18 protein-coding genes are annotated in these 21,188 nt (G+C 47.1%); 15 read left to right on the top strand and 3 right to left on the bottom strand.

What is annotated here, in order from left to right; genetic code table 11:
- The 3 genes from H9J30_RS13260 to H9J30_RS13250 are packed head-to-tail and all read left to right on the top strand — an operon-like array spanning position 1 to position 2,353.
- Positions 1-465: an NfeD family protein gene (locus tag H9J30_RS13260; RefSeq protein ID WP_240131436.1), complete on the top strand. Its 465-nt coding sequence runs from the start codon at positions 1-3 to the stop codon at positions 463-465.
- A gap of 17 nt (positions 466-482) precedes the next feature.
- Complete coding sequence (locus H9J30_RS13255) at positions 483-1,418, top strand: SPFH domain-containing protein (RefSeq protein ID WP_240131435.1); 936 nt, start codon at positions 483-485, stop codon at positions 1,416-1,418.
- Positions 1,418-2,353, top strand: a complete 936-nt coding sequence (locus H9J30_RS13250) for an SPFH domain-containing protein (protein WP_240131434.1) — start codon at positions 1,418-1,420, stop codon at positions 2,351-2,353. The genes H9J30_RS13255 and H9J30_RS13250 overlap by 1 nt, the downstream gene beginning before the upstream one ends.
- A gap of 307 nt (positions 2,354-2,660) precedes the next feature.
- On the opposite strand, the gene H9J30_RS13245 is transcribed toward H9J30_RS13250, so the two are convergent.
- From H9J30_RS13245 to priA, 3 genes are all read right to left on the bottom strand, one after another.
- Entirely contained in the window at positions 2,661-3,356 is a 696-nt protein-coding gene (locus H9J30_RS13245; RefSeq protein WP_240131433.1) for an SPOR domain-containing protein, read from the bottom strand.
- 3 nt (positions 3,357-3,359) lie between these two features.
- Complete coding sequence (gene argS, locus H9J30_RS13240; RefSeq protein WP_240131432.1) at positions 3,360-5,105, bottom strand: arginine--tRNA ligase; 1,746 nt, start codon at positions 5,103-5,105, stop codon at positions 3,360-3,362.
- A gap of 111 nt (positions 5,106-5,216) precedes the next feature.
- The gene (gene priA / locus H9J30_RS13235; protein ID WP_240131431.1) at positions 5,217-7,430 is read right to left on the bottom strand and encodes a primosomal protein N'; all 2,214 of its coding nucleotides are present in this window, start codon (positions 7,428-7,430) and stop codon (positions 5,217-5,219) included.
- A gap of 102 nt (positions 7,431-7,532) precedes the next feature.
- Here priA and H9J30_RS13230 point away from each other — a divergent pair, with 102 nt between their 5' ends.
- The 12 genes from H9J30_RS13230 (at position 7,533) to H9J30_RS13175 (ending at position 21,186) form a co-directional block, all read left to right on the top strand.
- The gene (locus H9J30_RS13230; RefSeq protein WP_240131430.1) at positions 7,533-8,570 is read left to right on the top strand and encodes a FimV/HubP family polar landmark protein; all 1,038 of its coding nucleotides are present in this window, start codon (positions 7,533-7,535) and stop codon (positions 8,568-8,570) included.
- Positions 8,571-8,745: 175 nt separating this feature from the next.
- On the top strand, positions 8,746-8,958 hold the full coding sequence (gene rpmE, locus H9J30_RS13225; protein WP_011073821.1) for a 50S ribosomal protein L31: 213 nt from the start codon (positions 8,746-8,748) through the stop codon (positions 8,956-8,958).
- Positions 8,959-9,473: 515 nt separating this feature from the next.
- The gene (locus tag H9J30_RS13220; protein ID WP_047537409.1) at positions 9,474-10,718 is read left to right on the top strand and encodes a malic enzyme-like NAD(P)-binding protein; all 1,245 of its coding nucleotides are present in this window, start codon (positions 9,474-9,476) and stop codon (positions 10,716-10,718) included.
- A 214-nt stretch (positions 10,719-10,932) separates the two neighbouring features.
- On the top strand, positions 10,933-12,843 hold the full coding sequence (gene csrD / locus H9J30_RS13215) for an RNase E specificity factor CsrD (protein WP_240131429.1): 1,911 nt from the start codon (positions 10,933-10,935) through the stop codon (positions 12,841-12,843).
- A gap of 238 nt (positions 12,844-13,081) precedes the next feature.
- On the top strand, positions 13,082-13,960 hold the full coding sequence (locus H9J30_RS13210) for a pilus assembly protein PilM (RefSeq protein ID WP_240131428.1): 879 nt from the start codon (positions 13,082-13,084) through the stop codon (positions 13,958-13,960).
- Positions 13,957-14,559, top strand: a complete 603-nt coding sequence (locus H9J30_RS13205) for a DUF2681 domain-containing protein (RefSeq protein WP_240131427.1) — start codon at positions 13,957-13,959, stop codon at positions 14,557-14,559. Before H9J30_RS13210 ends, H9J30_RS13205 begins: the two co-directional genes overlap by 4 nt.
- The gene (locus tag H9J30_RS13200) at positions 14,556-15,206 is read left to right on the top strand and encodes an MSHA biogenesis protein MshJ (protein ID WP_240131426.1); all 651 of its coding nucleotides are present in this window, start codon (positions 14,556-14,558) and stop codon (positions 15,204-15,206) included. Before H9J30_RS13205 ends, H9J30_RS13200 begins: the two co-directional genes overlap by 4 nt.
- Positions 15,193-15,510, top strand: a complete 318-nt coding sequence (locus tag H9J30_RS13195) for an MSHA biogenesis protein MshK (RefSeq protein WP_240131425.1) — start codon at positions 15,193-15,195, stop codon at positions 15,508-15,510. Before H9J30_RS13200 ends, H9J30_RS13195 begins: the two co-directional genes overlap by 14 nt.
- A gap of 14 nt (positions 15,511-15,524) precedes the next feature.
- Complete coding sequence (mshL, locus tag H9J30_RS13190) at positions 15,525-17,210, top strand: pilus (MSHA type) biogenesis protein MshL (protein ID WP_240131424.1); 1,686 nt, start codon at positions 15,525-15,527, stop codon at positions 17,208-17,210.
- A 6-nt stretch (positions 17,211-17,216) separates the two neighbouring features.
- Complete coding sequence (locus H9J30_RS13185; RefSeq protein ID WP_240131423.1) at positions 17,217-18,149, top strand: ExeA family protein; 933 nt, start codon at positions 17,217-17,219, stop codon at positions 18,147-18,149.
- Positions 18,146-19,429: a tetratricopeptide repeat protein gene (locus tag H9J30_RS13180; RefSeq protein ID WP_240131422.1), complete on the top strand. Its 1,284-nt coding sequence runs from the start codon at positions 18,146-18,148 to the stop codon at positions 19,427-19,429. Before H9J30_RS13185 ends, H9J30_RS13180 begins: the two co-directional genes overlap by 4 nt.
- The gene (locus H9J30_RS13175; RefSeq protein ID WP_240131421.1) at positions 19,426-21,186 is read left to right on the top strand and encodes a GspE/PulE family protein; all 1,761 of its coding nucleotides are present in this window, start codon (positions 19,426-19,428) and stop codon (positions 21,184-21,186) included. Before H9J30_RS13180 ends, H9J30_RS13175 begins: the two co-directional genes overlap by 4 nt.
- The last annotated feature ends 2 nt before the right edge of the window (positions 21,187-21,188 follow it).

The raw sequence follows: 21,188 nt of genomic DNA, 5'->3' as shown, positions 1-21,188 counted from the left end.
ATGGAGTTTTCGAATCTGATTTTAGTCTGGTCTATTATCGGGATTGTCTTGATGCTAGCCGAGCTCGTGGTGCCAGGCGGTATTGTTGTACTTCTCGGTGCGGCCTGTTTAGTGGTGGCTGGTGCCTTAGGCATTGGACTTGTAGAAGGGCTGGTGCAGAGCCTGACACTGTGGTTCATTTCTGCCATTGTCTTATTGCTTGCCTTTCGGCAAGTGACACAAAAACTTGTCGGTGGTGATTCCCATGTGGATAACACCGATGAAGAACTTGATATCTACAATAAAATCGCCCGCGTTAAGCAAACCATAGGTCCAGGACAAACGACAGGAAGAGTCGAGTTCCAAGGGAGCGAATGGCCCGCACTGGGGGATGGTAGTATCATTGCGGTGGGCACTGAGGTCAGGATTATCTGCCGTGAAAACATTGCCCTTGTGGTTGAGCCTGTTGATCAGGCGGCGTCTTAAAACTAAAGGATGAGTCTATGTTTGTATTTACCTTAGTCATTTTATTTGTCTTGTTTATTCTCTATAAGTTGATGCTGATAGTGCCAATGCGTGAAGTTCACGTTATTGAGCGATTAGGGAAATTTCGTACAGTATTACAACCGGGATTTCATTTCTTAATTCCCTTTTTTGACCGCGTCGCCTACCGCCACGATACCCGTGAGCAAGTGCTCGACGTGCCGCCGCAAAGCTGTATCTCTAAGGATAACACTCAGCTTGAAGTCGACGGTCTAGTGTATCTCAAGGTGATGGACGGCAAATTAGCGAGCTACGGTATTGAAAATTATCGTAAAGCGGCTGTAAATCTGGCGCAGACCACTATGCGTTCTGAAATCGGTAAACTCACATTGAGCGAAACCTTTTCTGAGCGTGACCGCTTAAATGAATCCATAGTGCGTGAGATTGATAAGGCTTCTGAGCCTTGGGGGATCAAAGTATTACGTTATGAGATCCGCAATATCACGCCATCTCGCCATGTGATCCATACCCTTGAAAAACAAATGGAAGCCGAGCGTCGTAAGCGCGCCGAAATCACCTTAGCCAATGCCGAAAAGGCCGCGATGATCAATATGTCAGAGGGCGAGCGCCAAGAGGCGATTAATATTTCTGAAGGCCAAAAACAGAAGCGCATTAACGAAGCTAAAGGTACGGGGCAAGAGATCGCCATTATTGCTAAGGCGAAGTCCGAAGGCATGGCGATGATTTCCCAAGCGTTAGCGGTGAATGGTGGTAACGACGCGATGAACATGCTGTTAAAAGAGCAGTTTATTGCTCAGCTCGGTAAGATCCTTAACGATTCGCAAGTGTCGGTTGTCCCCGCGGAAATGGCAAAACTCGAAGGTTTCTTCGAAGGAATGGAGCAAGTCACTCAAACCGTGAGTGGCCATAATGCAATGAGCAAAGGAGCACGCTAATGGACAATTTACCATTGAATACCGATGTTGCAGTTATGGTTATTTGGGGGCTGATTTTTGCCATCTTCGTCATTAAGTTGTTCCAATCGATTCGTTTAGTACCGACAAAATCGGCTTATATTGTTGAGCGTTTAGGTAAGTACCACTCGACTCTAGATGCGGGTTTCCACACCTTAATTCCTTTTGTCGATAAAGTGGCTTATATCCATGACTTAAAAGAGGAAACGATCGACGTGCCACCGCAAGAATGCTTCTCAAGTGACGAAGTGAATGTGGAAGTCGATGGGGTAATTTATATCTCAGTTACCGATCCTGTTAAGGCAAGTTATGGTATTACTGACTATCGCTATGCGGCGATTCAACTTGCGCAGACCACAACGCGTTCAGTGATCGGTACCTTAGATCTCGACCGTACCTTCGAAGAGAGGGATGTGATTTCAGCTAAAGTGGTTGAAGTGCTCGATCAAGCGGGTGCCATGTGGGGGATCCGCGTGCACCGCTATGAGATTAAAAACATCACCCCGCCAGAGACAGTCAAAAATGCCATGGAAATGCAAGTGAATGCCGAGCGTGAGCGCCGTGCATTACTGGCAAAGAGTGAGGGTGATAAGCAGAGTAAGATCAATCGCTCTGAAGGGATTAAAGCCGAAACCATCAACCGTTCTGAGGGTGAAATGCAGCGCCGAATCAACGAGGCCGAAGGTAAAGCGGAGGAGATCTTAACGCTATCGCGAGCAACGGCGGAGTCTATTGAGCGTTTAGCTAGCGTGATTGCCGCGCCCGGCGGCCATAATGCATTACGTATGCAACTCGGTGAGCAATACTTTAAACAACTTGATGGGTTAAGCCAAAAAACTAGCCGTATTGTGTTACCTGGTAATATGGTTGATTTTGACTACTGGATGAATAGCATCGGCTTAAAAGAAGAACGCTGAAATCAGCGAGTGAGTCTCATCGCATCACCAGTTGATAAACCTAAGGCCAAATAGTGATATTTGGCCTTATTTTTTACGGTTTAGCATGGTTACTTACAAGGAGAAAGCTGTTAAGGCAATTGCTGGCGTGATGATAGATAACGCTTGAGCGGTAATACAGATGCTTAAATCATGGCGCATCAAGCTGACATTAATCGGCTATAAATGGTAGGCAATCAGCGAATGGGCATAATCGCGGCGAATGATGATTCATTCGCCGCGATTCGTAACCTACTTTAGATAGGTGGATTCTTATCCTGAGACGAGGTTACTTGGGTATTGGCAACAATTGACAGCCATTTATCCCAGCGTTTTGCAAGACATGGCGTTTACGCTCGGCATCACGCTTGCGCTCGTAAGGACCTAAAATCACCTTGTACCACGTACCTGAGGTGCCTTCAATCTGTCTTACCTGCGCTTCTAATCCTTGGAAGGCAATCACAGCTTTCATCTGATTCGCCTGCGACTCTTGGCGGAACGAGGCACACTGTAATTGATATTGCTGGGGTGCTCGGGTTGCTACAACGTCGGGAATATCCACTTCGACGTGCTTGTTTTCAAGCTCATCCAGATAGGTCCATTCTTCCTTCGGTTTTGGCGGCAAGGCATTAGGATCTTTCTTCGGCACTTCAACTACAGGTTGTTCTTCTACCTGAGCGACGACGGCGACCTCTTGGCGTTCAGTCTCTTTCACCTTAGGTGTAAGGAGCGCTGCAGGTTCTTTTGGCTTCACCTCTTTTTCGGTTTTGACCTCAACAGGCGCTTCCTGCTTAGCTGTGTCTTTAATACTCCACAGAAAATACCCAAAACTGCCTACTGCGACAAAGGCAAACAGGATCAGAGGAATAGGAAGCTTACGGCTAGGCGCGGCCTTTTTAGCCGCAGGCTTCGCTCGTGTCGCGCGAATGGGGCGCGGTTTTACGCCCGATTGCGGTCTTCTGTTGGCATAGTCACGATTGCTCATGGCTTACATCCGTTCTAGGGTTTCGATACCTAGTAGATTTAGGCCTTTTTGCAGAGTGCTCGCCGTCAGTTGTGACAGCAGTAAACGACTGTGTTTTTGCTCGTCGTTATCGGCGGCAAGCACTGGGCAGGCCTCATAGAAACTAGAGAAAGCCCCTGCTAATTCATAGAGGTAACCGCAGAGCACATGTGGTTGGCCTTTGTCGATAACACGGCTTAGGATTTCACCAAACTGCGCCAGTTTGTTGCCTAGATCTTTCTCTTTTTCGTGGTCGAGTACGATTTTGGCTTGGCTTAAGTCAACATCGGTCGCACGCTTAAAGATGCCCGCTACACGGGTGTAAGCGTATAACAGGTAAGGCGCGGTATTGCCTTCAAAGCTCAGCATTTGCTCGAAGCTGAAGATGTAATCGCTGGTGCGGTTTTTCGACAGATCAGCATATTTCACTGCGCTGATCCCGACGACGCGGGCAATCTCAGCAAGTGTTGCTTCATCCATATCAGGATTCTTACTGCGAACTAATTCCAGCGCGCGGCTGTTGGCTTCGTCGAGCAAATCGACCAATTTCACCACGCCACCAGTACGAGTCTTGAATGGACGACCATCTTCGCCATTCATGGTGCCAAAGCCTAAGTGTTCGAGTGACATATCATCACGAACAAACTTGGCCAGTTTGGCGAGGCTAAACACTTGCTGGAAGTGCAGGGCTTGGCGTAAATCGACAAAGTACAGCACGCGGTCAGCCTTGAGCACGCTTGAGCGGTAACGCATAGCGGCTAAGTCGGTCGTTGCATAGAGGTAACCACCATCGGCCTTTTGAATGATAACAGGCAATGACTCGCCTTCTTTAGTGCGAAATTCTTCTTGGAAGACCACTTTGGCGCCGTTGCTTTGGGTTAGTAAACCCTGTGCGTCTAAATCTTTGACTACTTGCTCTAAGTCGGCGTTATAGGCGCTTTCACCGTGCACATCGGCGCGGGTTAAGCTCACCCCTAAACGCTCGTATACGTCGTGGCAGTGGCTTAAAGAAATATCGTTAAATTCACGCCACAGTTTGTTGCAGTACTCGTCGCCTGATTGAAGTTCAACCACGAGCTGACGGGCACGGGTCGCGAACTCTGCTGACTCGTCAAAACGCAGTTTGGCGGCGCGGTAGAAGGTTTCGAGATCCGATAACTCTAATTGGGCTTGTTCGCCATTGGCCGCACGTAATTCTTCCATGTAGGCCAGCAGCATACCAAACTGGGTGCCCCAGTCGCCTACGTGGTTTTGGCGAATCACTTTATGACCTAAAAACTCGAGGGTACGCACCACGCTATCGCCAATGATGGTTGAGCGCAGGTGACCTACGTGCATCTCTTTGGCGAGGTTGGGTGAGGAATAATCCACCACAACAGTTTGTGGTGTGGGTAATTTGACCCCTAAATGCGCATCGCCAATCGCAGCTTGTAACTGGTTAGCCAGTGCGCTGTCATCAATGAAGAAGTTGATAAAACCAGGACCTGCAATTTCAACTTTTGCCACATAAGCAGAGGCGGGAAGGTTATCAATGATCAACTGCGCTAATTCGCGGGGATTTTTACCCGCCGCTTTGGTTAGCATCATGGCTAAGTTGGTCGCCAAATCGCCATGGCTCTTATCCTTGGTTCGATCTACTTGAATTCGGGCCTCAAAATCCGCAGGTAAAATACCTTGTTGTTTAAAGGATTCGATAGTTTGTTCAAGTAATGATTGGATATGTGATTTCATGGATTAATTAGCTACTAACTTTAAGAGTGAATACAGGGAATAACCGCGTATTTTAGCCGTTTGTGGTGGCTAATTGCTATCTTCCCGATGATTTTTTATCAAATTATTGAATCACAACAGATCCTGCGGATCCCTATCTAAGCTCCAGCGGCAGCGTTTGGCTTCGGGCAGTTGTTCCAAAAGCGGATAAATACGCTCAAACTCCTGCTGCAACCTATGTCTGTACTTGGCTTGAAACATCAACTGGCGGCGGAACTTACCTGCTTTTCGATCAAGTGGTGCGGGCATTGGGCCGATGATTTCAAACTCTTTATCTTGGGGCAGCAAGGATGCAAACGCATTAAGAAAATTGTCAGCATCTAAGGCTGAATGTGCCTCGGCGCGCACCAGTACCATATGCCAAGCGGGTGGTAAGAGCGCCATTTGCCGTTCTTTTAATTGGCTGCGGGCAAACTCACCATAACCGCGGTGGAGTAAATCCCTAAGGATCGGGTTATCGCTCTGGTGGGTTTGCAGCAATACAGTGCCGGGTTTATTGGCCCGCCCCGCGCGGCCAGCGACTTGGGTATAGAGCTGACCGAAGCGCTCTGGCGCCCTAAAATCGGCGCTAAATAGCGCACCATCGACATCGAGTAAGCCCACTAGGGTGACATCTGGAAAGTGGTGACCCTTGGCCAGCATTTGGGTGCCGACCAAAATCTTATACTCGCCCTTATGAATCGCACTTAAATGGTTTTCAAGTGAACCTTTAAGGCGAGTGGTATCGCGATCGATGCGCACCACGGGATACTTCGGGAACTCTTGCTGCAATGCTTCGGCGAGCTGCTCGGTACCAATACCTTGCCCCATCAACATGGTGCTGCCGCAATTGTGGCATTGCCGTGGGATGGCATATTGATTACCGCAGTGGTGGCAACGGATCTCGCCCAAGGATTGATGCACAGTAAAAAATGCATCGCAGCGGTCGCATTCATGTAAGTGCCCACACTCGTGGCACAGCAGTGCTGGTGCAAAGCCGCGGCGGTTCAAAAACAGTAATACTTGATTTCCCGCATCCAAATGGCTACGGATTTCATTGATGAGTGGCGCCGACATCCCCGCTTTGAGTGGCAGGTTTTTAATATCGATAATCCCTTGGCGTACTTTTTTAGCATTGCCAGCCCGTTCACCGAGTTGCAGATGATGATAACGACCACTGAGCGCATTTTGCAGGCTTTCTAAGGAAGGCGTTGCTGAACCTAAAATCACCGGAATAGATTCTAAATGCCCGCGCATTACCGCTAAGTCGCGGGCATGATAACCAACGCCTTCTTGCTGTTTAAAGCTACTGTCGTGTTCTTCGTCGAGGATGATGACGCCAGGAAATGCCATCGGTGTAAACAACGCCGAGCGAGTGCCAATAATAATGGCCGCTTGGCCACAGCGAGCTTGCCGCCAGGCTTCGAGGCGCTGATTGTCGGTTAAACCTGAGTGCAGCACGGCAACATTCACCTTAAATCGGCGTTTAAATCGATTAATGGTTTGCGGCGTGAGGCCAATTTCAGGCACTAGAATAAGTGCTTGTTTACCTTGCTTTAGGATATGTTCGAGCAAGGCTAAATAGACTTCGGTTTTACCCGAACCGGTAATGCCCTCGAGCAGAGTACAGTGATATCCTTGTTGCTGGGTTAATACCGTTACGGCAATCGCTTGTTCTTTATTTAGCCTGTGGGGCGTTTCATCGAGCTCGAGTTGGCTGCGCCAATCGAGATTGAGCTCGGCGAGTTTCTCGTGGCGGGCAATCCAGCCTTTATCTTCTAAGGTTTTGAGCGCGGTTTTGTTCAGCGCTAGGCTGATGACTTCTTCCTGGGTGAGACTGGTTTGTTTTAGCTGTTCAAGTAATTTTTTTTGAGCGGGCGCGCGTTTTAAGGTTTCTGGCGCAATATTGCTGCCAAGTGTAGTGATTTGCCAATATTGAATTTTTTGTGGCGCAGCATCTAGGCCCTTGCGCAGTGCCACGGGGAGCGCCTGTGTTAACATTTGCCCTTGGCTGCAAAAGTAATATCTTGCCGCCCAGAGGGTTAATTTATAAAGCGATTCTGGCAATAAGGGCGCGTCATCAATAAACTCTATGACAGATTTGAGTTGTGTTGGCGCCAGAGCGCAACTGTCGGTAATGGCGGTAACAAGGCCAATAAGTTGCTGCCGCCCAAAGGGCACTTTTACCCGTACACCAATCTGTGGTTTGTCTTGGGGAGTATCATCGTTTTGCTCGTATGTCTTTACACGATACGTAAAGTTTTGCCGCATAGGCACAGGTAACGCAACTTCAACAAACAGTGACATATGCTGGGCGAGTCTGAAAGGGAAATGAGGTTTAGTGTACTCAGCGCAGCGAGTTAGGGCTAGTCTTTATCAGGGAGTGTCTAGGGATGGTTGGGAGTATGTATGAGTAACGTATTAAAGTTACTAGGATTGTTAGCCTTAAGCTATAGTTTTTCCAGCTTAGCTCAAGTCTCTCATGTTAGTTTTAATGGACCTATGTTTGAGCTAGGGTCCCACCCAAAGATGCGTGTTAATGTGGTCACTGATGATCAGGATATGACGCGTTTGGAGTTTGTATTGCGTCAGTCAACGCGAGAAGAAAAGTTGATGGCGCTGCCAGTGAATCGTTTTATGTTGTTACTGTTTGGGTTGGAGAATGTGACAGATCCTAAAGCGCGATTGTTAGTTCGCGAATATCGAGTCGATCGTTGGTATGAGGTGAAAAACCTGCCACTGTTTGAGAATGTAGGCTCAGGTGAATCATCTACATTGCTAGCAAAGACAACGGTTGTTAAGCCGATAAAAGCCTCAAAGACTGAAGCTAATTCGCTGACTGCAAATGATAAAGCCACAGCTGCTAAATCAACCAAGAATGCGACCGAGGTTAATCTCGTGACCGCTGAAACAGAATTGGCACCTATTGTTGTTGCCGCCGCTAGTGAATCGGCAGTGGTGCCTCGCTCCAGCGGATTTACCTTCCCAGGGGATAAGCTTGATGCAGAGGTATCAAAGCTGCAGGTCTCTACAACGGATAAATCAACTGCCACAGCACAGGCAACGCCGGATGTGAATACTCGTAGATCTGATAATGTTGAATCGAGTAATGTGCCCGAAACTCAAACACAAAAATCTATGCCAGAAGCGGCATCATTAGCCGACAATAGCGTCGCGATTTCAGCCAGCTCGGGGCAGTGTACTCTGGATTATCATAACGAAACCCTATGGCGTATTTCCAATCGCTATGCTGTTGAGTGGCAAGTGAGTGTGTATGGCGCGATGTTGGCAATTCATGATGCGAATCCCAAGGCATTTTCTAAGAACCGCATTAACGCTTTAAAGAAAGACGCGACTTTGTATTGTCCATCAACCGAAATACTCGCCCGCTATCCCGATGCAAAGGCTGCGAAGGCAAGTTTTGAGGAGCGGGAAGCAGGGAAATAGAAGTAGATTAATAATTGTTAGCAAGCATCGATTATTGAGAAAATGCGCAGATAATCTACTTGTATCCACTTAGGTGATACTGTAATATCCTGCGCCCTAACATATCGTTATTAACTGCATGTGGTGTCCGACTTCGGGTTGGAAGAGCGACATGGCCTTACTTGAGGTAACCCAAATGAAACCAGGTATCCACCCAGAATACGCAGAAATCACTGCAAACTGTACTTGTGGCAACGTAATTAAAGTGAACTCTACTGTAGGTAAAGACCTGCACTTAGACGTTTGTGGTGCATGTCACCCATTCTACACGGGTACACAAAAAGTTGTTGATACAGGCGGTCGTATCGACAAATTCAACAAGCGTTTCGGTATGCTTGGCAAGAAATAATTGCGTTAGCAATGTTTCTAAAAAAGGCGCCTTTGGCGCCTTTTTGCATTTCATATCTCCGCTGGCACGTAATCGGTACTTTTTTCCCTTTCTGGTACGACTTCAATTAAAAAATCGTCATTATCGCTTTCTGCATGTTTCCATTGCGATAAATCGACTTATTTATAGCAATAAACTATAAGATAACAGCTACTAGCTGTCTTTATTGTAATTTAGTCAACATTTTTGGCTTTTTATGGTCTTTTTGCCATTGTTTTAATGTATATTTTCGTTGGTTTTCTACAGGTTTAAACGGGTAATCGTCCTTTATTGGGGCACATAAGATAATAAAACGTAGCTTAGAATGGTTGTTCGCTGGTAAAGGCGAAATTTCTCAAGATTTTATTTAAAATGTGACCTAATTGGCGTATCTTACCGCGACCTGCCACACTGTTTAAATCACCCACAAATGAGGTGATCTTGAGTCGGTCGGCCTTACTTCCATACTTATAAATGTCGCATTTCAGGATGTTAAAATGTCAGATATTCGTCAACAAGCACTCGATTATCATGAATTCCCCGTTCCCGGTAAAACTGCAGTATGCCTCACTAAACCCGCTGAAACGAGCCACGATCTCGCACTAGCCTACAGTCCTGGTGTGGCCGAGCCTGTCCGTGAAATTGCCGCTAATCCTGAAAATGCATATCGCTATACAAACAAAGGTAACACTGTAGCCGTTATCTCTAACGGTACTGCGATTCTGGGCTTAGGCAACCTAGGCCCATTGGCGTCAAAACCTGTGATGGAAGGTAAGGCGCTATTGTTTAAACACTTTGCCAATATCGACTCGACCGATATCGAAGTGACTCACAACACACCTGAAGAGTTTATTAACACAGTTGCGGCCATTGCTGGCACCTTTGGTGGGATTAACCTTGAAGATATTAAAGCGCCAGAGTGCTTTGTTATTGAGCGCGAATTAATTGCACGTTGTAATGTGCCCGTGTTTCACGATGACCAACATGGTACGGCGATCGTAACTGCTGCTGGCATGATTAACGCCTTAGAAATTCAAGGTAAACTGATTAGCGATGCGATCTTTGTGTGTATGGGCGCTGGTGCAGCGGCTATCGCCTGTATGACCATGTTAGTAAAGTGTGGTGCAAACCGTGCCAACATCTATATGTTAGATACCAAAGGTGTTATCCATTCGGGGCGTACTGATCTGAATGAATATAAAGCCTTATTTGCGAATGAGACTGACAAGCGTACCTTGCAAGATGTGATTAAAGGCGCCGACGTTTTCTTAGGTTTATCTGGTCCTAATGTGATTGGTGCTGAAGAAGTGGCCATGATGGCGGATAAACCAGTGATTTTTGCTTGCTCAAACCCTGATCCTGAGATCAAGCCAGAGCTTGCCCATGCTACTCGTAGCGATCTGATTATGGGTACTGGCCGCAGCGATTATCCAAACCAAGTGAATAACGTGCTGTGTTTCCCGTTTATTTTCCGCGGCGCATTAGATGTACGCGCATCTTGTATTAACGATGAGATGAAAATTGCCGCAGTGCATGCTATTGCCGAATTAGCGAAAGAAGCGGTACCTGCAAGTGTTCTTAAAGCGTATCCAAAGGTGAGCTCATTAAGTTTTGGCTCTGAATATGTATTGCCAAAACCCATGGACCCACGTTTATTGCCTCGTGTGGCACGCGCAGTGGCAAAGGCGGCTATTGATTCGGGTGTTGCGGCAATTACCACTTTGCCCAAATATGCGGATTAAGCAACTGTACGGTTAATGAAAAAAGAGGCTAATAGCCTCTTTTTTGTTTTAGCCTTGGATGATATTTCTGCAATTGACGCTATTTTTAGCGTCTTTGAAAATAAATCCTAGGTTGCCTTTTAGCTTATGCTACTGAATAATCTTGAGTAGCATTTGTTTAACTCATGTTAAGAGTGCGCCGATAATTATAATAATTCTGCAGGATAGCGGATCGATGAAATTCACTCGAATGTTAACAACAAAATTAACCAGCTTTTGGTTGATGTCTTTGGCCGCTATCGCCTTTGTATTTTTACTCAGCGCCATGATGAGCTTTGTGCAGTTGACCTATAAGTTTCAGCAGCAGAAAGTGGCAGAGCTTGAAACCTTGCTGATAGAGCATTACCACACTCAGCCAGATTGGGAGTTAGAATCTTGGCTGCCTCCCATGTTGCTCGCCTTTAACACCGTCGAATTTCGTTTAACCATGAACAACGAAGTGCTATTTGCCTATCAAGGTAATGTGCAAACTCAAAATCCCATGGTGTATACCCATTTGCTTGATCCTCAGTCGGGCCTCAGTATGACATTGAGTTTGCCGCAACCCTTCGACCATTACAGTGTCAGTTGGTATGAATTGCTCATTTTGGGCGTTGGCTTGCTGGCGGTTATCGCGCTGGTGCGTTTCGGGCATATATGGCTATCACAACAGTTGGATGGTATTGAGGAACTTGCACAGCGTAGTCGGTTGATTTTACAAGGTAAACATGAGCAAGCTCTCGCTACGCCTGGTAATGGCAAGCCAAGGTTAATCAATCGAGCACTGACTAAGCTGCTTGAAGAGTTGCAGGATGCCCATAAAGAACGCGGTCGTTTCGATAAATTTATTCGTTCCAATACTTTTTTAGATGCACAAACCCGCATTGGTAATCGGTTGTTTTTAAATAACCGTCTTGATGCCTTGAGTCACGACCAAGGCATGGTCGCTCATGGGGTGATTTATCTACTAGAAATGGATGACCTCGATTTTATACAACAGGCAAAAGGGGTGGGTGCTGTTAAAGATCTGCTCCATGCGACGGTCAATGGCATTAACTCCATTTTGCAAAGTTTACCCAATAGCATATTTGCGCGACGTACCCACAATCAATTTGCGATTGTAGTGCCCCATGTTTCCTTAATTGAAGCCGACCAGCTTGCGAGCAAATTACTGAAAGTCTGTTTGAGCCAACCTTTGCCCGATGGCGTTGACAATCGGGATAACTTTTACCATTTAGGCTGCGCTTACTTTACGGCGGGGGATAATGTTAATCAGCTGCTCGATGAAGCGGATATGGCGTTACGTGCAGCCCAATTACAAGGTAACAGTAATTGGTTTATGTATGATAAAGGTGCGATTGATGAAGAGTTTGCAAAGGGCTCGGTGCGTTGGCGTAGCTTCTTGGAGAATGCTTTAGTTCAGCGGCGTTTTTATCCCTTCAGTCAGCCAATTATGGATTCCGATGGGGGAGAGCACCATAAAGAGATCTTTACACGGGCGAGGGATAATCAAGGAGCATTAGTGCGGGCGACGTTGTTTATCCCTATGGCTAATAAATGTGGTTTGATGCCGCAAATTGAGCGGCAAATGATTGAACGTGTGTTGGTTTTACTTGGGCAAGAACAGCATAAAGGCCAAGTCTACAGTGTGAATCTTAGCCTAGATACTTTGATGAGTCGCGCTTTTACGCATTGGCTTAAAACCACCTTGCTTGAACATCGCCATTTGACGCCTCAACTGATTTTTGAGGTATCTGAAGACATAGTGGTCCAGCATCAAGATAAACTGCGGCCTAAACTCGATATGATCAGTAAGATGGGGGCTCGCCTTTGTGTTGACCATGTCGGGCAACAGGTTGTTGGCACTTACTATATCCGAGAGTGTCATTTCGACATGATTAAATTGCACCGTTCTATCGTGCGACATATTCATTTGCGCCCTGAAAATCAATTGTTTATTCGCAGTTTAATCGGTGGTTTATATCGTACTGAAGTGCAAGTGAGTGCTGAAGGCGTTGAAGTATTTGAAGAGTGGCAAACCCTACAAATCCTTGGGGTGGGGATGGCTCAGGGCATGTATTTTAGCGATCCTGTAGAGTTGCAATAGGCCATATTTCTTTCTCTGGGTGATGTGACCCCTGTGGAATAATAGGGCCCAATTGTAGGATTTCTCTATAAAATTCACTGATTAGCGGCTAAACTAGCTTGTGCCAAAATTATGACGCTGGATATAACAGCTTTCACATTTCAAATGCAGTGAGCTTATATCCTCCTCGTGGTTTAGAAATAGTGCTATTTGCAGGCTTATCACTCAAGCTTTAACTTTATCGGAAGACAGGCATTTTATGGATAAAGGACTTTTTGCTCGGTTGGCCTTTTGGCAAACCAAACAGGCCAGCATCACACTGGGGGTGTATGTCTGTGCCGATAAGCTTTGGGTCTACGCACCTGCCACAGACCGTCAGGATGAGCAGTGGCTTATTTTCGAGCTACAACAAGATCAATGGCAAAGTGCCTTCGCTGAACTTGCCAGCACTTTTCCCCACAGCGCATTGCAAATCGTGCTTGGTAGTGGCCGCTACCAATTACTCGTCGCCGATAAACCCAATGTCGATAGTCAAGAATTATCCCAAGCCTTGATTTGGTCTATTAAAGATATGGTCACGATTCCTGTGCCGCAAATCCATTTAGATTATTTTGAGTCGCCCTTACCTAGTAATAAGCTCAATGTTGTCGTGGTCGATAAAGACAAATTGACGAATATGGTTCAAGCCATCAATGAGCAAGGGCTCACTATTTTAGGCATCAGTATTGAAGAGCTCGCGATGACTAATCTGTTTATGGATGATAATCAGGCAAGATTGGTGGTTAGTCATCATCCAGGACAGGAGTTGTTGCTTACTGTGGTTAAACAGGGGCAATTATACATGCAGCGCCGCGTGCGCGGCTTTAGTCAATTAGATAAGGCTGAAGTGGATGAGCTCAATTATGGATTGGCAGATAACTTAAGCCTAGAAATTCAGCGCTCTATGGATTACTTTGAGAGTCAACTGCGTCAGTCTCCCGTTAACTCAATTGAATTATTTGCCGATGGCGCGGTAGATGCCTTAGCTAAGTTGGTTTCGGCTAACTTTAATCAAGCTGTTAATGTGATGAATAACACCTCCGTTGGCGCAAAAATGGCGGGATTAGCCTTCAGTGAACTGTCACGGGGTGCCGAGTGATAAAATCGAGAGTTAACCTATATTCTGCAGCGCTCTTACCGCCAAAGCAGAGCTTAACCTTCGCGACATTAATGAGTTATACCGCGGGCTTATTACTTGTCTGCTGTGCGGTCGCTGGCTTTAGCTATTGGCAATTAACTGAGTCTGTACAGGCGTTAAGCCAAGCGTCAGCGCTAAAACAGCAGTACGACCAACAAAAAGCCGATCTCGAAACGCAAATTGCCAACCGTAAACCCGACCCTGATTTAGTCGCTCGGGTCACACTTGAGTCTCAGCAGTTGGAGTTAAAGCAATTGTTGTTGAGCGAGCTGGCACTGCGTTCATCCCTCACTAGCCGAGGTTTTGCACCTGTGCTGAAGGACTTAGCCATGGTGTCCGATGCGAGCGTTTGGCTGAATCATATTGTGATTAACGAACAACACTTTATGTTTGAAGGTTTTACCGACCATCCACAGAACATCCCGCTTTGGATAAGCAAGTTAAAAACGACCCAAACCTTAAAAGGGCAGGCGTTTTCTTCCATGACAATGGATCGCGGCGAGGATAAACCTTTGGCGTTCACGCTGACTAGCGAGACACCTGAGGAGAGCGCACGATGAAAGCACAATTTAATCAATTAGCGCAAAAGTTTGATGCGCTGAGCCAGCGGGAGCGAGGATTAATAGCACTCGCCGTTTTAGTGCTGCTCGGTATGCTGGCATATATGCCAATCGAATCCCTGTGGAAACAACAGCATTCAACCACGCAGCAATTAGAAGCACTAGAGCAGGAAAATAGCGTATCGTTGCAACAGATTGATTTATATCAGCAGCGATTAGCGATGGATCCCAATCAGGACTATCGTCAGCGTTTAAATCTACTACAGCAACAAAATCAACAGATTGATGCTCAGCTTAACGAGCAGATGGTTGATATGGTGCCCGCCGATTATATGCCAGAGCTGCTGGGTAATCTGCTCGGGCAAGTGCAAGGGATTAAATTACTGAAGTTTACCTCTATTGCGCCTGTTCCATTACTCGCCGTGGGTGATGAGAAAAAGTTGAATCTCTATAGCCATGGGATCCGCATGAGTTTAGAAGGGGATTATTTCACCGTGTTGCGTTTTGTTGAAGCGGTAGAGGCCATGCCTGACAAACTTTACTGGAAACGACTCGACTATAAAGTGGGCGATTACCCGAAAGGGAAAATCGACATTGAACTTTATACCTTGAGCATTAATAAGGACTTTATCAGTGTTGCTCAATAAGCCTTATATTTTCATTGCATTACTGGGTATTTCAGCACAAGTGTCGGCTGAAAGCTTAAGGGATCCTACTTTGCCTGGCAAAGGCTATTCGGGCACAGGTGCAGTGAGCCAAAATCAGCATCAAGCCTTAATACTCAATAGCATCGTCAGCTCAGGCAATACGGCTTACGCTGTGATTAATAATAAAATTGTGTCCGTGGGTGATAGCATTCAAGGGGTTAAAGTGGTGCGCATTACTCCCTCGTCGGTATCTCTTTCTGACGGACGGAAATTAGCAGTATTTCAAGCAATAATAGAGAGATAGGGAATAACACTCAGATGACAGCCATTAAATATTTCACACCTCTACTCTCACTTTGCCTTATGGCTTGCCAAACAACAGATAGGCCGCAACCTACGGCATCAAAAGAAGCGCTTTCCGCCTCCTCGATGCAGGCCGCGAGCCAGCCAACGCCGCCCCCGCCAGCCACTATGCCAGATGCGGTGCAGCGTGAGCTGAATGCCAATACTTTAATGGGTGGCTTAACTGCTCCCATGGAGACTGAGCGTCGTATCGATGTTTCTGCCCATGATGTGGATGCGAGGGTGTTTTTCCCTAGTCTCGTGCAGGGCACTCCCTTTAGTGTGGCGGTACACCCTGATGTGCAGGGCAGCATTTCACTGTCGTTAAAAGGGGTGACACTGAGCGAAGCCATTCAAGTGGTGGAAGATATTTATGGTTATGAAGTCAGCCGTGAAGGACGTATTTTGCGAGTATTCCCTGCTGGGATGCGTACTGAGACTTTCCCGTTAAATTACTTATACATGGAACGTGATGGCCTGTCGTTAACTTCGGTAAGTTCGGGCCGAATTTCCGATAATAACAACTCAAATAACAATAGCGGCAATAGTAACTCGAATAACGGCAACTCTGGTGGAAATAATAGCAATAGCAATTCGAGCAACGGCAGTAATGCTAGCAGTAACAGCAGCGATAGCACCAATGGCACCTTTATTCGCTCGCGCACCAAAACCGATTTTTGGGGCGAGTTAAAAGAAACCTTAACCGCCATTGTGGGTGACACGGGCGGCGGCCGCCAAGTGGTGGTGACCCCGCAGGCGGGATTAGTGACTATTCGCGCCTATCCAAATGAGCTACGCCAGGTGCGTGCATTTTTAAGTTCGGCAGAGAGCCATTTACAGCGCCAAGTGATCCTCGAAGCGAAGATCCTCGAAGTGACCTTATCGGACGGTTATCAGCAGGGTATTCAGTGGGATAATGTGCTGGGTCATGTAGGCAACACCAATATTAATTTTGGGACATCAGCGGGTACTGGCTTAAGTGATAAAATCACCTCCTCTCTTGGGGGCGTGACATCGCTGAGCATCAAAGGCTCAGATTTTAATACCATGATAAGCCTGCTCGATACCCAAGGTGATGTGGACGTATTATCCAGCCCAAGGGTGACGGCTTCTAACAACCAAAAAGCGGTGATTAAAGTCGGTACCGATGAGTATTTTGTTACCGATGTTTCATCTACCACGGTTGCCGGCACGACACCAGTTACTACACCTCAGGTGGAATTGACGCCATTTTTCTCAGGCATCGCGCTGGATGTCACTCCGCAAATCGATAAAGATGGCAACGTATTACTGCATGTTCACCCATCGGTTATTGATGTAAAAGAACAAACGAAGGACATCAAAGTCAGCAATGAATCCTTAGAATTACCTTTGGCACAAAGTGAAATCCGCGAGTCTGATACCGTCATCCGCGCGTCCTCCGGCGATGTGGTGGTGATTGGCGGACTGATGAAGAGTGAAAATATTGAGGTGGTGTCTCAAGTGCCGCTGCTGGGTGATATTCCGTTTGTGGGCGAACTGTTTAAAAACCGTAGCAAGCAGAAAAAGAAAACCGAGTTAATTATTATGCTTAAGCCTACCGTGGTGGGTAATGATACTTGGAAAACCGAGTTAGAGCGCTCTAAGGCCTTACTCGACCGTTGGTATCCAGAAAATAAATAATTTTTCATGTACTTGAAGCACTTTGGGCTGGGCCAGACACCCTTTTCGTTAACCCCTAATACCGGATTTTTTTTCGGGCTATCCCCGCACGTAGAGGCGCTGCAAGTGCTGCAGACCGCCCTACAAACCGGGGAAGGTTTTATTAAAGTCACGGGGGAAGTGGGGACGGGTAAAACCCTAATCTGTCGCAAGTTGATTAACGAACTCCCGCAGGGATTCCACTGTGCCTATCTTCCTAATCCTTATTTAACTCCCGCTGAGCTGCGCTGGGCGGTCGCCAATGAGCTTGGCCTTAAATATACCGCGGAGATTGATCAGCAACAGTTGACTGGGCTTATTCAGCAGCAGTTGCTCGCCTTAAGTGCCCATGGTCATGCCATTGTGTTAGTGCTTGATGAAGCGCAGGCGTTGCCCGATGAAAGTCTCGAAGCCCTGCGACTGTTCACTAATCTTGAAACTGAAAGTCGTAAGCTATTGCAGGTGGTGTTATTTGGTCAGCCCGAGTTGGATGAAAGATTAAAACGCCAAGCCTTTAGGCAATTAAGACAACGTATTACTTTTAGCTACAATCTACGGCCGTTAACCTTGGATGAAACCGATGCCTATATCCGTTACCGATTAGCGGTGGCAGGGCATGCGGGGCAAGCGCTGTTTAGCCCAAAGCTCACCCGCAAGATAGCTCAGGCGTCCCGTGGGATCCCTAGATTGATCAATATATTAGCCCATAAATCCCTTATGCTAAGTTTTGGTGAGGGTGCAACGCAGGTGCGGATGTCCCATTTGAAAGGCGCCATTTGCGATACCGAAGATGCCAGCCCGACTAGAGTTCAAAAGTGGTCGACCTATTTCGCTATCGCTTTTATGGTACTTGCTGTTGCACTGTTGGCATTGCTACTATCGGGGATTAATGTCCTGCAGTGGTCGGGAGATGGCGCATGAGCGTGATCAACAAGATGCTGCAGGATCTGGACAAGCGCCAGCAGGGGCATTCGCTGAGTAATATCACGCTGAATCAAGCCCAGTACCTAGGGCGGACAAGCTCGTCACGTAAATGGTTAGTGATTTGTTTGCTATCTGTGTTAGTGGGAGGCTTATCTATGTATGCCTTTCAATCGAGTTACCGGTCGCAACAAACGATGAGTATTCCTTCGAATATTGTTGCAACTCCGTCAGCTTATCAACTTGAGTCATCGTCCCAATCAAGTGTGCCCATAGAGGCTACAACGAATGCCGCCTCTATTACGACAACGACTGAAATTGGGCAAACCAAGCCGCAGCAGTCGACGAGCACTCAAGCCAGCGATAAGCTTGAAATCAGTGGCGCCCAGCCAAGTCCTACTGACAAAGCGACACTCGAGGCGACTTCTCAAAGTGTGCCTGTGCAGGCTAAAGAGTCTTCTACCCCTGTTTCTGCAGTCAATCCGCCTTCGGCAAATGTTGTGCAGGCTCAAGCGAGAGATACTAATCGCCCTATCGATAGCGCTAAGGCTTACCAAATGGAGCCAAATGCAACTGTCTCCAATCAAACAGCGCAAGTCGCTCTTGAACCAAACCAAGCTAGAGCCAACCAACAGGCAGAGTTTACAAGTGTTCAACCCAAGGCGGCTGGTCAAATGGCGGTCAAGGAAGTAAAGCTTTCACCGAGCCAATTAGCACAAAAACAGGTGGCGCTGGCGAGCGATGCTGAAAAACAAGGTCAGTTGCTCAAAGCTATGGACTACTATGATAAGGCGCTTAAGTTAGATCCGAGCTTGCATGAGGCGCGCAAACAACTCGCGGCACTACATTATGGCCAAGGCGAGCTAGCACAAGCGGCTGAAGTGCTCAGTCAAGGTCGATTACTGTATCCGCAAGAGTATGAATTTTATCTACTATTAGCAAGGATACAACACGCAATGGGCGATACTGACTCGGCCTTAGCGAGTCTTGCACAAATCCCTGAACGCCATGTCTTAGCAAGGCAAAAGTGGTTAGCTCAGACGGATTTAGCCCAAAAACAAGGCCAGTTTACGTTAGTAGAACAGGCGTACCGCCAGTTATTACAGCAGGACCCACAGCAGGCGAAATGGTGGTTGGGATTGGCCTATGCCCTAGATTCACAACAACAATTCGCTCAAGCCAGCCAAGCCTATCGCACAGCATTAAGCTATTCCGGCTTATCAACTCAGGCCACGGCTTTTATTGAACAACGCTTAATACAACTAGGAGATAGCCAATGAAACCCAGATTAAAGATGCGTTTGGGCGATCTGTTAGTTCAAGAATCCATTATTACCGAAGAGCAGTTGCAGCAGGCTTTGGCCGAGCAACGCAAGACTGGCCATAAACTCGGCCGAACATTGATCGACCTGCGTTCGATTACCGAAACTCAACTACTGCAATTTTTGTCACAGCAGTTAAATTTGCCACTGCTGGATATCAGCAAACGCCCAATCCCCGCTGAAGTGGTAAGCCTTATCCCAGAGGTGCAAGCGCGGCGTTTTCGTGCCTTAGCGGTAGAAGATAGGGGCGATAGTGTACTGGTTGCTATGAGCGACCCTGCTGATTTACAGGCGCTCGATCACTTAGAAACCATTATCGCGCCTAAAAAGCTCAGTGTCGCGGTCGCGCCTGAGCAGCAGTTACTGCAAGCCTTCGATAACCTCTATCGCCGCACCGACCAGATCGCACAAATTGCTGGCAAGCTAGAAGAGGAATACGCCGCCGATAAAATGTTTGATTTGGCAAGCTTAACTTCGAGCGACAGTGATAATGAAACCACAGTCGTTAAGCTACTTCAGTCTATTTTTGAAGATGCGGTGCAAATGCGTGCTTCGGATATTCATATCGAACCAGGGGAAAAGGTGCTGCGGATCCGTCAGCGGATCGATGGTCAGTTACATGAGACCATACTAAATGAGGTTAATATCGCCGCAGCCTTGGTTCTGCGTCTTAAGCTCATGGCGGGCCTCGATATTTCTGAAAAACGTCTGCCGCAGGACGGGCGTTTCCATATGGAAATTAAAGGCCACAAAATTGATGTGCGGATGTCGACCATGCCGATTTACCACGGTGAATCCGTGGTAATGCGTTTGCTCGATCAATCTGCAGGGCTGTTGACCTTAAACGAAACGGGTATGCCACCGCATATTTTGGCGCGTATTCGTAAGCAGATTAAACGTCCGCACGGCATGTTACTGGTAACAGGCCCTACGGGTAGCGGTAAAACCACCACCTTGTATGGCATCTTAAGTGAGCTCAACACCGCGGATCGCAAGATTATCACCGTAGAAGATCCGGTCGAATACCAACTGCCACGGATCAACCAAGTCCAAGTAAACCATAAGATTGGACTGGATTTTTCGAACGTACTGCGCACCACATTACGTCAAGACCCAGACATTATCATGGTCGGGGAGATGCGCGACCAAGAAACCGTTGAAATTGGCCTGAGGGGGGCACTTACGGGTCACTTTGTGTTATCCACTTTGCACACCAATGATGCGGTGACCAGCGCGCTACGTTTACTCGATATGGGCGCCGCCAGTTATTTAGTCGCCAGTGCCTTAAGAGTGATTATTGCCCAGCGATTAGTGCGCCGTGTGTGCCATAACTGCGGCGTAGAATATCAGCCTACTGCGCAGGAAAAAGCGTGGTTAAATAGCGTGAGCCGCCAAGATTTTACCCATGCGAATTTCCGTATTGGCACGGGTTGTCAGAGCTGTAATGGCAGTGGTTATCGTGGCCGTATCGGTATTTTTGAAATCCTCGAACTGGATGAAAAAATGATTGATGCCATGCGCACTGGCAATCCGCAGGATTTTGCCCGCGCAGCACTACAAAGCCCGAACTTTACTCCGTTAGTTGAATCGGCATTGCAATATTTAAGTGAGGGTATGACGACCATTGAAGAGGTGGCTAAGCTGGTAGAGGATGTGAGTGAATCTCAAGTGCCACTCTCACGGGATATTATTAGTCAGCAAGGCGTCGAGGCCTAATT

Source organism: Shewanella cutis (assembly GCF_022410515.1).
In the GTDB taxonomy this organism is placed as follows: Bacteria; Pseudomonadota; Gammaproteobacteria; order Enterobacterales; family Shewanellaceae; genus Shewanella; species Shewanella cutis.
Note: the sequence above shows the minus strand (reverse complement) of the source record. Positions and strands in the feature narration are given on the sequence as shown.

Excerpts from the sequence above, each read along its gene's own strand:
- H9J30_RS13180 (WP_240131422.1), top strand. The coding sequence starts at position 18,146 with ATGAGCGTGATCAACAAGATGCTGCAGGATCTGGACAAGCGCCAGCAG.
- H9J30_RS13260 (WP_240131436.1), top strand. The coding sequence starts at position 1 with ATGGAGTTTTCGAATCTGATTTTAGTCTGGTCTATTATCGGGATTGTC.
- H9J30_RS13245 (WP_240131433.1), bottom strand. The coding sequence starts at position 3,356 with ATGAGCAATCGTGACTATGCCAACAGAAGACCGCAATCGGGCGTAAAA.
- H9J30_RS13200 (WP_240131426.1), top strand. The coding sequence starts at position 14,556 with ATGAAAGCACAATTTAATCAATTAGCGCAAAAGTTTGATGCGCTGAGC.
- H9J30_RS13185 (WP_240131423.1), top strand. The coding sequence starts at position 17,217 with ATGTACTTGAAGCACTTTGGGCTGGGCCAGACACCCTTTTCGTTAACC.
- H9J30_RS13220 (WP_047537409.1), top strand. The coding sequence starts at position 9,474 with ATGTCAGATATTCGTCAACAAGCACTCGATTATCATGAATTCCCCGTT.
- rpmE (WP_011073821.1), top strand. The coding sequence starts at position 8,746 with ATGAAACCAGGTATCCACCCAGAATACGCAGAAATCACTGCAAACTGT.
- H9J30_RS13250 (WP_240131434.1), top strand. The coding sequence starts at position 1,418 with ATGGACAATTTACCATTGAATACCGATGTTGCAGTTATGGTTATTTGG.
- H9J30_RS13175 (WP_240131421.1), top strand. The coding sequence starts at position 19,426 with ATGAAACCCAGATTAAAGATGCGTTTGGGCGATCTGTTAGTTCAAGAA.
- csrD (WP_240131429.1), top strand. The coding sequence starts at position 10,933 with ATGAAATTCACTCGAATGTTAACAACAAAATTAACCAGCTTTTGGTTG.
- H9J30_RS13210 (WP_240131428.1), top strand. The coding sequence starts at position 13,082 with ATGGATAAAGGACTTTTTGCTCGGTTGGCCTTTTGGCAAACCAAACAG.
- priA (WP_240131431.1), bottom strand. The coding sequence starts at position 7,430 with ATGTCACTGTTTGTTGAAGTTGCGTTACCTGTGCCTATGCGGCAAAAC.
- H9J30_RS13230 (WP_240131430.1), top strand. The coding sequence starts at position 7,533 with ATGAGTAACGTATTAAAGTTACTAGGATTGTTAGCCTTAAGCTATAGT.
- argS (WP_240131432.1), bottom strand. The coding sequence starts at position 5,105 with ATGAAATCACATATCCAATCATTACTTGAACAAACTATCGAATCCTTT.
- H9J30_RS13255 (WP_240131435.1), top strand. The coding sequence starts at position 483 with ATGTTTGTATTTACCTTAGTCATTTTATTTGTCTTGTTTATTCTCTAT.
- mshL (WP_240131424.1), top strand. The coding sequence starts at position 15,525 with ATGACAGCCATTAAATATTTCACACCTCTACTCTCACTTTGCCTTATG.